Raw genomic sequence first — 12871 nt, 5'->3', positions numbered from 1 at the left:
GGTCACGCCCCGCCCTCCTGCTGCCCTGCCGACCCGGTGCCCGGGTGTCGTGCCGGACGGACCGCGCGCCAGAGGCCTTCCGGTCCCTCGATGGCGGCTCCCCCGGCAGCCAGCCGCATCAGGCTTTCTCCGACTTTGGGATAGGGGAGGTCGGCACGGCCCCCGAAGTGACGGCTGTCCCGGATCGCCTTCGGCAGAGGGATCATCTTTCGGCTCCTCGGGTTGTAGGCGAACTCGTCACCGCGCAGCGCGTGCCAGAGCCGACGCGGGTGCACGCCCTGCGGCTGGAGCTGAAGCAGCCGGTGAACCTGGAGATCGACACGCTGGTCCCGCAGCGCGGTGTCCGTACGGCCGCCATCGCGGGGGCGCGGACTGTAGAAGGCCTCGGCGACGGCAGGGCGCCGTTCCTCCACGGGCCAGCGGCCGGTGTCCCAGCAAGCCGAACAGCGGCAACGAGCTGTGGCACAACAGCCCTCGGGAAGGTCAGGGGCACCGAAGTAGTCGGCGAAGGCCCGTTGGGCACAGACTGTGCTCGAGCCGAAGAAGTCCTTCAGCCTGGCCAGTTCCTCCATGGTGCGACGGCTGCGCCGTGCGAGCAGCGGAAGGTAGCCGTGGGGCAGGGTCCGGATGCGTACGGTCAGGCCGGTGACCAGGCGGCGGCTGGATGCTGCCGAGACGTCCAGGAGCCCGCGGTCGTGCAGGTCGGCAAGAAGTTCCCAGGTCGCCGCGGGGCCATGAGCGACCGAACGGTAGCCGGCGCACCGGGCCGCGAGTTCCCGGTCGAGGAGCCGGACCTCGATGTTCCGCGGAGTCCCCCAGGAAAGAGCGATGTCGATGACGCCCTGTTCGATCCGCGCGATCTCGGCTTCCTCACCCACGTGCTTCTCCGCGGCGGTACCGCTCCGCCCCGGGCCGTACCGCGTCGTCCGCAGGTCACCCGGCTTGACCGCGCAGTAGGGCGGGTGGTCACCGAGATCCTCTACGGCTCCGAGGTCGGCGAGCGCGCTGAAGGCCCGCATGAGGCCGTTCCGGTAGCTCTCCTGCGTGTACCGGTCCTCCAGCTCGGACTCGCTCAGCACCCCGGCCGCGGCGTCGTCGGCCATGAGGATGTCGGCCAGTCTCACCGAGTCGAGCGTTCCCTCGCTCTGTGCGAGGACGAGGGCACCCATGCGTCGCAGCAGCGAGGGCGCCGGCTCCTGACCGGTCATGAAGCGGACCATGCGCAGTCCTCGGCTCGTGGCCAGGGCGAGGCCGCTGTTCACAGGCCCCGTAGCGGCTGTCCCCCGGCCCGCGCTGTCACGCCCGGCCCGCCCCATCTGCTGGTACAACGCGGCCAGGTCGGTGGGCGGTGACACGCACATCACCGTGCGCACGTCAGGCCGGTTGACGCCGAGCCCGAACGCGGAGGTGGCAATGACGACGACCGGCATGAAACCCTCGTCGCCCTCGCGGGGCGCTTCCCGGAACTCCGTCATGACGGCTGCCTTCTCCGCCTCCGTCAGACGGCCGTGGAACCGCAGCACACGCACACCGGCGTCACCGACGTACTCGCGCACATGCGTGTAAAGGGTGTTGGCCTCCTTGACGGTGAGGCAGTAGAGGATGGCGTGACCGTTCAGCGCGTCAATGACGCGCTCCACCAGCCCCGCCACGCCGCCCTGCCCCAGCCGGTCGAGGGAACGCCGGTAGACGGCCAGTTCGGGTCGGATCGGGTTCTCGCGCACCGTCACGAGCCCGCCGACGACGTCGGGGCGTTCCGCTTCCGCGCCCGCTTCGGCCGAGCCGGGCTCGGGAACCTCGGCGTGAAGGGCGAACAGCCCTTCACGCAGGGCTTCGTGGACGGCTCGGTTGGCCGTGGCGGTGACCGCGGTGACCGCCACGCCGTGGTCCCGGCGCAATTCGTCCAGGAACCGGCTGACCCGGCGCATGCTCGGCCGGAAGTCCTCCCACTGCGCCAGCGTGTGTGCCTCGTCGACGGCGATCCGGGTCACCCTGCCCGCCGCCGCGGCCTCCCGTACGGTCTCGCGGAAGCGGCGCTGGCAAAGGCGCTCCGGGCTGACGTAGACCAGCCGGATGCCGTGGTCGGCGCGGCCGAGAAGCTGGTCCGTCACTTCCGTCTTGCCTGCCCTGCTGCTGGACTCCCGCAGCGGGGAGATCAGGGCACGGACCGCTCCGCCGATGGACCGGTTGAGTTCGAGAGCTTGGTCGTGCATGAGAGCGACGAGCGGACTGACGACCACGGTGACGCCGGGAAGCACCAGAGCGGGCAGCTGGAAGGTGAAACTCTTGCCGAAGCCGGTGGGCAGCAGTCCGAGTACGTTGCGGCCCTCGGCCGCGGCGGTGATGACCGCCTGCTGCGCCGGCTTGAGGGCGACGGGTTCGTCGGCGAGCCTCAGCAGGCCGCCGATCTCGGAGCAGCGCTGTCTGACCTCCTCGGCGAGGAGGCCCTGTTCCCGCAGCTTCCGGGTCTCTTCGGGGGTCAGGGCCAGTTCGCGGATGCGCCGGGTGTGCGGCAGGAGTGTGTGCCGTTCGAGGGCTTCGTCGGTGCACAGTTCGGCCGCGCGGGCAGGCTTCAGGAGGCCTTGTCCCGCCATGAACTCCCAGATGCGGCGCCACCCTTCGGTCATGGTGGTGACGTTGCCGCCGCCGGTGTCACCCGTGTCCGGGCCGGGGCGTTCCAGCCCGTCGTCGAGACTGCCGAGAAAGGCGCGCCGGTACGAACGGCGCAGGCTGTTCTGTCCCGCGAGTTTGCGGTCGCTGATGACGATGACGCCGCGATGCCGGTCGGAACGGATGAGCCGGCCGACCGCCTGGCGGAGCTGGAGTGCGGCCAACGGCAGGTAGTAGTGCTCGGTGGCCGCGCCGTCCGGATCGGGATGGCCCGCGCGCTCGGCGCGCTGAGCGACGGCGGTGCGCCGGGCTTCCACGATCGGGGCGGCGAACGGCGCGAAAGGCAGTTTGTTGATCCAGACGAGTCGCAGCCGCTCCGCGTCGGAGATGTCGACTCCTTGCCAGAGCCCTTTGGTGCCGACGAGGAACCCGCCACCGTCCTGCCGGTCGGTGAAGGCGTGATAGGCGCGACCGTTACCGAGAGTGAGGGCCTCGACGACCGGGGTGTCCAAGGCGCGGGAACGCAGTTCCTCCACGAGGTGGAAGCCAATGCCCGCGGCGGTCGAACGGGCGGTGGTGAGAATCAGGCCGCCGCCGTCGATCCCATTGCCGTCGGAGCGTTCCCGTGTCATCTCACCGGCGAATCCGGCCACTTGGTGGGCAACGGTGCGCAGAGCGCCCTCCTCCTGCTCTGCCCAGGACGGAAAGTCGGAGAAACACACCACTTCGGCCTGGTTCCGCAGGTCGAACGGGGAAGGCAGAGCCAAGACCGGCAGGCCCTCCGGCAGGCCCAGCCGTCCCCGGATGAAGTCCCACTCCCCCGCGACACGAAGGGTCGCGGAGACGTAGTGGACACGGTGGAACGACTCCAGGTAGCGCCGCCACTCCGGATCGGCAGGAAGGTCGACGGGGCTGGTGGCAATACGGAAACGATAGGAGCGCAGTTCCGCCTTGGGTTCGGCCAGCTCCTCGAGGTGGACGACGCGTGAGGGCAGAGCGTCGTCCAAGGTGACGGCGGGGTCGAGGAAGGCACCGATGTCGGACGTGACGCGGTCGAGGGCCGTGGTGATGGAGTCGGTGTGCGACGCCAACGCGATCAGGCGCTCTTGGACCAATGGATCGAGGTGGGGGTTGTGCTGGGTGACGTACCTTTCCAACGTGACGCGGCAGTTCACGAGTCCCTTGGCGATGCGGTCCAGCAGCAGGGACAGCCGCCGGGTGTCCCTGGTGCCGGAGGTGCCGGTGTAGGGGCTGGCGAGCGTGGTCGCCCGGCTGCCGATCCGTACGCCCACCCCCTTGGCCTGCGCGTCGAAGGCCTGGGCCGCGAGCCGGGGAAGCCGTTCGTCGTCGAGCAGCCTCTCCAGGTCGGCGATCACGAGGGCGGCCTGGTCGCGTGCCGCGCCCGGGCGAGCTTCCGTGGCCCATGCCTGGTACTCCGACAGAAGCTCTTCCAGGTCCTGGTAGTCGACGGCGACGGTCAGCGCGGACGTGGCGGCGTTCTCCAGCTCGTGCGCTTCATCGATCACGAGGAGTACGTCCGGCCCGGCGGCGCGCAGGTCGTCCAGATGGGAGAGGACGAGCGCGTGGTTGGCGAGGATGAGGCGATGGCTGCCGATGGCCTCCCGGACCGTGTTGGTGTGCATGGTGAGGGGGTTGCCCGTACCGGACCCGTAGTCGCCGTCGCGCTGGGACAGCGACTCCAGCCAGAGGGACAGGCCGGGGCCCATGTAGTCGATGAAGAAGGCGGGCAGGTCGACCGGGTCGACGGATCTCGCCGCCCATGACTGCGGAGGCTCCTTGGCCGCGAGCAGGCGCAGAGTGAGGAAGACGACGAGCTCGTGGAAGCGGAGCCGCTGGGCCGAGCGGGCACGGTTGCGGGCCGCGCCTCGGGAGCGTCGCGGGCGCGTGGCCTCGGCAAGGGCTTTCGTGAGGGCCGCGAGGGAGAGCCTGTTGGACTTGCCCTTGACCAGGTCGGCGACGCCGAGGACGCCGGGCAGGGCCCGCTCCAGGTCCTGGATGTCCTTCGCCATCTGGCTCTGCAGCTGTTTGGTGTAGGTGGCGATGACCGCCGTGCGATCGTCACCGCCGGCGAGCCAGTCGAGCGCGGCGGCGAGCACCGCGTAGCTCTTGCCGGTTCCGGTGGGTGCTTCCAGCAGCCCACTGGCTCCTCGGTCGGTCCAGTCGTGCAGCGTCGCCGTCATAGTCTGCTGGGCGGGCCGAGGTTCGACACGAGGGCCATGCACGACACGGGCGAGGGCAGTCGGATCGACTCGTCCGCCGACGCCTCGGAACTCGTCCGGAACCACGACGGTGGCACAGCCCGGTGACCTGTCGTCAGGTGTCCGGCGCGGTGGGTGCTGCGCGAACTCGGCACCCAGCAGACGGGCGACGTGCCCTTGCTCCCACATGAGCGGTTCCCGTTCGGCGGCACGCGCCCCCTCGGCGAGTTCCCGCAGGAGCCGCCACGCGTCGGAGTCAGGGCAGACATCGGCGACGAGATCCCATAACTCGGCCGCCTTGCCGGCGAACTCGGCGGCGGCCCGCTCCAGGAACCGGACGAGCAGGGCGGCGTCACCGTCCGCGGTGTGGGCGCGCAGGCCCGCGCCGGGCATGCCGAGCTCCCGCACCAGATCCTGGAGCCGGTGGGACGGGGCTGTCGGCCACAGGGCGTGCGCGAGGTACAGGGCGTCGACGGGGCGGACGGCGGCGAGCGGATCGCTCGTACCGGCCTGCTTCGCCGCCTCGCTGATGACAGGGAAGTCCAGCCCCGTGCCGTTGTAGGCGACGACAACGTCGGCGCCCCCGAGGAAGTCGCTCAGCTCCGCCCACGCTTGCCGCGCGGGAATTCCCCGGTCCAGCACGGCGTCCCGGACTCCGCCGTCACGCAGCTCGTCGCCGTCCCCCGGGAACTTGAGGTACCGCTGCCAGCGGGGTGCCGCCGCCACCCACTCCGGATCGGCGCCTAACCTGACGGCTGCCGCTTCGTAGACGTGGCGTTCCATGTAGGGCGCCGTCGCCGTGGTCCGCACGATGCTCTCGATGTCGAGCGCGACGGCCCGCAGGACCGACGTCCTGGACGGCGACGCGTCGACGGACGGCTTCGTGTCGCCCGGCAGAGGTTGTTCGCAAACCGTCGGCGTCGAGGGGGCGGCATGGAGAAGGCGACCGCTCGAAGTGCTCAGCAGCCCTACGTCGACCGCCTCGGTGACCAACTTGGCCAGCCGCTGCTCCGGCAGTCCTCTGAACCGCCTGGTCGCCTCCGCTGCAAGATCCCGCTCGGAGATTCCGGACGGGAAGGCGCGGACAAGGTCCACGATCTTCCGCGCCGCGGCGGAAACCGTCTGTTCCTCGGCCACGAACACCCCTCCCCTACGCGCCCAGGCCGACCGCTCGGCGACCTCAGCCCCCTCCCCTGGAGAACCGAGGCGCATGCCCGCGGCATTCGCATCCCACAGCGCGACGGCCGGTCCCACCGGCCAGCTGACCCCGTCACTGCAAGAACGCCACGTGAGCCGGACGCCACTGACGGTGTCCACCATCATAGACGACAACTTTGGAAAATTTTGGAGCACCGGGGAAGTAGACGGCCGGAACGGGCCCGGCCCACCGGCACGGCGAACCTTCCGTCCTCGTGGTGGATGACTCTCTGGGCCACCGCCGCCGCTTCCACAGGATTGTTCCTGTATCCGCCCCAGCCGTGGACACCGTCGGCCTTGGTGAACTCCACACCGGTGTCGGGACCTTACTCCTGGACTCCGGGACAGGTGGCCAGTTCGCTCCCATAGAACTCGTGGCTACTGAAGACGATGAGGTTCTCGTGGCGGCTGCGGTAGCGCCGACGCAGGGGCAGGCTGTGCTGCCAGTGCCGCTTCGCCGTCGAAGGGCGTACCGCCCAGCTCTGGGCACATGTCCCACCAGCCCGGAACCCGCTAACCCGCTGTCGGCTCCGAGCGCATGGGCGGACAGCGCACGTTCCCGACGGGAGAAGAAGGACCGCAGAGCGTCGGCGCCCACGGCCCCGGATCCCCCACGCTTTTCCCCACTGATCGTCATTCATGGGGGTGCACACCGGAGTTCCACGACCCGCGGCACGGCATGTGGAATCAGGAGTTTCCCCCACCCGATCCCACGGAGCGTCGCCTGTCCCCACCCTTTGCCAATGGACAGGACTAGCCAATGGACAGGACTATACGATCCACATACGACACGGGGAGCGGCTTGCCGGGATTGTCTGGTTCGGGGGCGGATACCAGGCGGTCCTGTCGCTCACCACAGGGATCGAGAAGGGGGGACAGTGCATGCGTGAAGGCCGGTGGACCACGGTCACCGAGTCGGGGTTCGTCCACGAGCGCAGCGGCTTGGACGCCATTCGAGAGCAGTTGCCCGACTCGGACCCGTGGCGGGCGTGGTCGAACTTCACGTTCACCGCGAACAGCGGGCACGTCCGCGAGGTCGACCTCCTCGTCGTCGCCCTCGGCGGCGTCTTCCTGATCGAGCTCAAGAACTGGTACGGCTCGGTCACCAGCGAGAACCGCACCTGGGTGCAGACCACCCGCGAGGGCCACCGCCGCGCGCACGGCAATCCCCTGCACCTGGCCAACAAGAAGGCGAAGGAACTCGCCGGGCTGCTGAGGAACGAGCTCAAGCAGCACGGCAAGCGCGTGTGGGTCGGCGAGGCCGTCTGCTTCACCGACGACGCACTGTGCATCCGCCTTCCGGCCCATGACCTGAACGGCGTCCACACCATCACCGAGCTGGTCGAGATGCTGAAGCGGCCGCCACGCGACGAGCGGCACCGCATCACCGCCGTCGAATCACGCGAGATCAAGAGCGCGCTCGAGCGGGTCTCCGCGGTCCTGCCCCAGCGGCTCGCGGTGGCGACGGTCGCAGCCCGGCTCGCGGATTTCGAGGGTGCGCGTGCGGTGTTGGCGGAGCCGGCACGCTTCCACCTCGTGCCCTCCGCCTGACGCGGTCGAGTAATGCGAGCGGAAGGCGCTCAGAGCGGTCCAGTCATCTGCCGGAATCACGTCCACGCTCTGGAGACATGATCCACACCCTGTCCTAAAATGGCAGGGACCATCTCAGCGGCCCGACGGGCTTCCGCTCCACCCTCCGTGGAACCGAAGGACATGCCCCCACCCGCACGAGTTACTTCGTGCTGCCTGGGGGCATTTTCTTGCTGTTCCGTGAGTCCGCGGCGTCGTTGGCCAACCGCAGCCACCTTGAAGGACGGCTGGCAGAGCTCCTGACCGAGAACTTCCTGCACAAGCACGGCCACCGACCCCAGCTGTCCGAACAGCGCTCCTGGGAGCGGAGCATCCCTGCGCTCACCAACGCGCTGGTCGAAGCCGGGCTCGGCGATGTCGAGATGCTGCTGGAGTACGGGCTGCCGCTGACCAGCAAGCGCGCGGACGTAATACTGGCCGGTGTCCACCCGGCCACCGGTGGGCCGTCGTACGTGGTCGTGGAGCTCAAGCAATGGAGCAGCGCGTATCCGGAGGACGGCGATCCCCTGCGGTGCCGCATCGACGCGTACCCAACCTCCGTCCTGAACCCCATCGAGCAGGTGCGGGGATACTGCGACTACCTGGTGTCGTTCAACGGAGCGCTGGAGCAGGCCCCGGAGTCGGTCGTCGGCGTGGCCTACCTGCACAACGCCACCGAGTTCGGTGTCGCGGGACTGCGTGCCGTGCCGGAGGACGACCGGGGCCGGATGTACACCGGTGAGCAGCGTGGTGCCTTTCTGAAGTACCTGCGCTCGAAGCTGGCCCCGAAACCGGGCGCCGACGCGGCCGACGCACTGTTGCAGGGCAAGGTCCGGCCCTCTAAGCAGCTGATGGCCGTCGCCGCCGAAGAGGTCCGCGACCGGGAGCAGTTCGTCCTGCTGGACGAGCAGCGGCTCGCCTACGAGACGGTGATGTCCGCGGTCCGGGAGGCACGGCGGTCCAACCACAAGCAGGTGGTCGTGGTGACCGGCGGTCCCGGTTCCGGCAAGAGCGTGATCGCCCTGTCCCTCCTGGGCGAGCTCTACCGGCGCGGGGTGCCCGCCCTGCACGCGACCGGTTCGCAGTCGTTCACCAAGACGATGCGCAAGGTCGCGGGTGCCCGTAAGCCCGAGGTCCAGCGGCTCTTCAAGTACTTCAACAGCTTCATGGAGGCCGAGCCCAACGACCTCGACGTGCTCGTCTGCGACGAGGCGCACCGGCTCCGGAAGACGTCCGCCAACCGCTACACCAAGGCCGCGCTGCGCACCGGCCGCCCCCAGGTAGCGGAACTGATCGACGCAGCCCGCGTGCCGGTGTTCCTGCTGGACCAGCACCAGGTGGTGCGTCCTGGCGAGATGGGCACAGTGGAGCAGATCCAGGAGGCCGCGACCGAGCAGGGGCTGGAGTGCACGGTGGTGGAGCTGGACAGCCAGTTCCGGTGCGGTGGCAGCGACGCGTACCTGCGGTGGGTCACTGACCTGCTGGGGCTGGAAGGCGACGGACCCACCGCGTGGGAGCCCGACGGCAAGGTCCGGCTGCTGACGGCGGAAACCCCCCAGGAGATGGAGGACTTCTTGGCTGCCCAGCGCGCCGAGGGATACGGCGCCCGGATGTCTGCGGGCTACTGCTGGAAGTGGACGACGGAGATCACGCCAAGCATGCCGGCGCTGCCTGCTGATGTGGCCATCGGCAGCTGGGCAAAGCCGTGGAACGTGTACGGGGACCGTTCCCTCCTCGGCGCACCGCCCGCACCACTCTGGGCCACCGATCCCGCAGGCTTCGGACAGGTCGGATGCGTCTACACCGCGCAGGGATTCGAGTACGACTGGTCGGGCGTGATCATGGGCCCGGACCTCGTCTGGCGCACCGACCGCTGGGTGGTGGACCGCACAGCGTCCAAGGACCCCTCCTTCACCAAGGCGACCCCGGACAAGGACATCGACCGGCTGATCCGCAACACCTACAAGGTGCTGCTGACCCGGGGCATGATCGGAACGATCATCTACTCGACAGACCCTGAAACCCGCGAGAAGCTCCGCTCGTTGATCCCGTCGGCCGCAAACTAAGGGGAATAGGCGGCGCAGCACAGCCTCCAAGTCGGCTCAAGGAGACGGATTTGGACGGCTTGGCGCCACCCGGACGTGTATCACGCCTTCTTTTCACCACGAATCCGACGCCCGCGCAGGTGTCCGCTCCTCGCGCTCAGGACGGTGACGGCAGCCATCGTGCTGCCTGTTCACGACTGACCCGGTCGGCGTCTACATACCACTGACGCCGCTCCTTGTCCCAGCGAGCGCCCAGAATCCGCTTCGCCTCATCCTTCTCCGCATACGGGACATTCAAGTACAGCCGCCTCCCGCGGGGTGCGTCGGTTGCACGATTCGAAGGCCTGGGGTTCCACGCAGCCCGCTCCTTACGCGCCCGTTCGATCACGCGGCCCACACGCTCACACGCAGAAGGGTCCGTGAGCCGCATCATCAGATCAGTCGGACCCGAATTCGCCAGCAGGTTCAGGGAGCCGTGCCAAAGGACGGCACCGTCGAGGATGAGGACCTTCTCGTGCATTCGCTCGCGGAACTCCACCTGGCAGCCGGCCGCCCGCAGGTCTTCGATCAGTCCCCGGACGCGTTCAGCCGCCGCATCCGTGGTCTGCTCCTCGGGAGGCCGCGTCCGAACGATCACACTGATACCGTCGGCTATCCGCTTGGCCAAGTGTACGGACCAGGTACGCACGGGCCGCGGGTCGAGGAACGGGCAGTAGATCTCGATGCTCCGGTCGGCCCGGTCGATGTCCCAGCTCACAGCCCTGGGTACTTCGTCGGCCGGAAAGAAGGCCGGGCGGGCCAGCTCTTCGTCCGTGAGTGAGGCGAGCTGGGCGGCTTCACGGACGGGGATGAGCTCATCGACGGACATGCATTGAGCGTGTACCTCCAGGTGGTCGAGCATACGTCGCGCTTCGCTGCCGGCAGGCAGATGCTGGCGAAGGTGCTCGACGTCCGCGACGACGATGAGGTGGTCCTGAGCACGGCTGAGGGCGACATTGAGCAGGCGGCACGTGTGCGAGGACAGCCCAGTGCCTTGAAAGAAGTAACCGGGCTTCGCTCCGGCGCCGGCCGTGGTATCGAGGATGACGATGGGCCGCTGGCTGCCCTGGAACCGGTGCACCGTGTCCACGAGCCCCTCGAACTCTTCGCCGAAACGGTAGGCGAGGCTGTTCTTCAACGCCTTGACCTGTGCCCGGTACGGGGCGATCACGGCCAGTCGGTCGGTGGCTCGCTCGCCGGCCGCCGCCTCCCCCCACTTACGGCCGGGCAGCACCCCCTCGTACTGCAGGCCACGGACGAGTTCATGCACGGCTGCTTCATGGACGGTATTGGTGAGATGGTCCCGGCCTGGGATGCGCTGCCGCGAGGTGTCGATGAGGATCAGCGGAGAATCGACGATGGTGTTGAAGGGGATGCGGGAGTCGTCTCCGCGGCCTGTCCGGAGAGGCGCGTCAGGATAGGCGACCGTGTTCACAAGGTCGCAGATGGCGCTGCGCATACGGTATTGGGTGTCCAGTGCCACGAGCCGCGCGTCGCGGATCACCGAACCCCCCGTGGTGACCAGACCGGCCGTATGGAACACGTCCTGGGCGGTCCACTGCCGAGCGTGGTCACGCTCGACGCTGGTCGCCTTGCGGTCGCCTTCGCCCTTCGTCACCGCGGGTAGCTGACGGAAGTCGCCGGCCACCACGACCCGCTTGCCGGCCAGCCCGGCCGCGTACCAGGCTGACGGCAGATCGACCATTCCCGCTTCGTCGATAACGACGACATCGACCTGATCAAGCAGCTTCCGCGACTGCACGGCCTTGGCTACTGTCGCGCCGAGCACTCCGCATTTCGCACGGATGGTCTCCTCGATGCGCCTGCGCTGCTCCTCGAGCCCGCTGATCTCCTGCTGAAGCTGCTCGGCCTGCGTTCCTAGGACCGTCCGTGCGGGCAACTCCGCCAGCTTCGGCAGCTCGGTCGACAGGGATGCCCTGATCCTCGTGATATCGCTGGTAGCCCGGCGCAGGTCACGGTCCGCGGTGGCCAGGTCCGTCGCCGCCTGCTGGGCCAGGGTCCGGGCCTGGGCCAGACCAGCCTGCGCGCTGTCCAGCTGCGCCCGCTTCCGGGCTGCGAACATCCCGCTCGGCACCCCGATCTTCGTCATCACCGCCTCTTGTGCGGATATCCGTGAACGGGCCGTGTTCTGGGCCTCGGTATGGGTAGCCCGCGCTCGCCCGGCCTCGCTATAGGTTTTCTGGGCTGAAGCCAGGTCGGTTCGAAGCCCTTCCACCTTGTCGTGTACGACGATGCCTTCGCGTACGTCCTGGAGAACCGCTCCGAGCCGGATGAGGGAGGCGTCGATGCGGGCAGTCAGCCTCGCAGCGATGCGCTCGGTGTCGACCTGATCGCCGTACTTGTCGCGGAGCGAAGGGACGGTGATCTCACCGGCGCGCTGTACGAGCCCGTCGGCGAAGCCACCCTCTTCTGAAAGCAGTTCACAGATCCGTTCGAGGGCTTGGTCCACAGCCACCTTCGTAGGTGCGAGGAAGAGCACCGAAAGGTCCTGGCGGTAGCTGCCTTCGACGATGTGCGCGACGACGTCGGTCTTACCGGTCCCCGGAGGCCCCCAGAGAAACAGCACCTCACTGGCGAGCGCCTGCTCCACGGCCTGGCGCTGACGGGAATTCAGCTGGAGTGAAGCCCAGTCGGCCACCCAGCGCCCAGCTGTCCCCCCGTTCTGGAGCTTCGGGGCGCCCCGCCCAAGCATCCATCCCGCGCTCTCCTCCCGCACCGGATGCTTCGGCTGCCCCACCGTCTCCAGTCGCTCCGCGAGAGCCCGCCATGAGGCGGCATCGTCTTCCCGGATCTGCACATGGGCCGGTGCCCCACCGAGGTCCGTCACGGTGACAAGCCGCACCTTGCCGTCGGGCATGCGGGACACTTCGGCCGGAGCCCAGTCGCCGGTCGACCGCGACGCACGGACCAAAGCGGGCTTGCCGTCCAGCGCATCCAGCCACTTCCTGCAGTCGAACAGGTATTCATGCCTGTCGTCCGCGGTTGAGATCCTGCGGCCCGCGGACAGGGAGGCCTTCTGCCCTTCCTTTCCGTCGCTGTGCAGTTCAGCAGCAATTTCCAGACGCGCCGCGTCCAGCAGTTCGTTCACCGGATACGGCCGTGCCGCTCCCTCGCTCATTCCCGCCCCCTGTTGTCCAGTAGCCGAGCCACCACCCGCTACGGATGCCGAGT

Annotated in this window: 4 protein-coding genes; 2 read left to right on the top strand and 2 right to left on the bottom strand. The window is 68.6% G+C overall.

Annotation, left to right across the window (positions count from 1 at the left end):
- Positions 1 to 2: 2 nt before the first annotated feature.
- Entirely contained in the window at positions 3 to 5966 is a 5964-nt protein-coding gene (locus DXZ73_RS31275) for a DEAD/DEAH box helicase (protein ID WP_162890390.1), read from the bottom strand.
- Between the two features lie 942 nt (positions 5967 to 6908).
- Here DXZ73_RS31275 and DXZ73_RS31270 point away from each other — a divergent pair.
- On the top strand, positions 6909 to 7577 hold the full coding sequence (locus DXZ73_RS31270) for an NERD domain-containing protein (protein WP_116214335.1): 669 nt from the start codon (positions 6909 to 6911) through the stop codon (positions 7575 to 7577).
- A 209-nt stretch (positions 7578 to 7786) separates the two neighbouring features.
- Positions 7787 to 9661, top strand: a complete 1875-nt coding sequence (locus DXZ73_RS31265) for a DUF2075 domain-containing protein (RefSeq protein WP_162890389.1) — start codon at positions 7787 to 7789, stop codon at positions 9659 to 9661.
- Between the two features lie 136 nt (positions 9662 to 9797).
- On the opposite strand, the gene DXZ73_RS31260 is transcribed toward DXZ73_RS31265, so the two are convergent.
- The gene (locus DXZ73_RS31260; protein ID WP_162890388.1) at positions 9798 to 12818 is read right to left on the bottom strand and encodes an AAA domain-containing protein; all 3021 of its coding nucleotides are present in this window, start codon (positions 12816 to 12818) and stop codon (positions 9798 to 9800) included.
- Positions 12819 to 12871 lie beyond the last annotated feature (53 nt).

It is taken from the genome of Streptoverticillium olivoreticuli subsp. olivoreticuli, assembly GCF_003391135.1.
GTDB classification, from domain to species: Bacteria; Actinomycetota; Actinomycetes; order Streptomycetales; family Streptomycetaceae; genus Streptomyces; species Streptomyces blastmyceticus.
Note: the sequence above shows the minus strand (reverse complement) of the source record. Positions and strands in the feature narration are given on the sequence as shown.

Excerpts from the sequence above, each read along its gene's own strand:
- DXZ73_RS31260 (WP_162890388.1), bottom strand. The coding sequence starts at position 12,818 with ATGAGCGAGGGAGCGGCACGGCCGTATCCGGTGAACGAACTGCTGGAC.
- DXZ73_RS31270 (WP_116214335.1), top strand. The coding sequence starts at position 6,909 with ATGCGTGAAGGCCGGTGGACCACGGTCACCGAGTCGGGGTTCGTCCAC.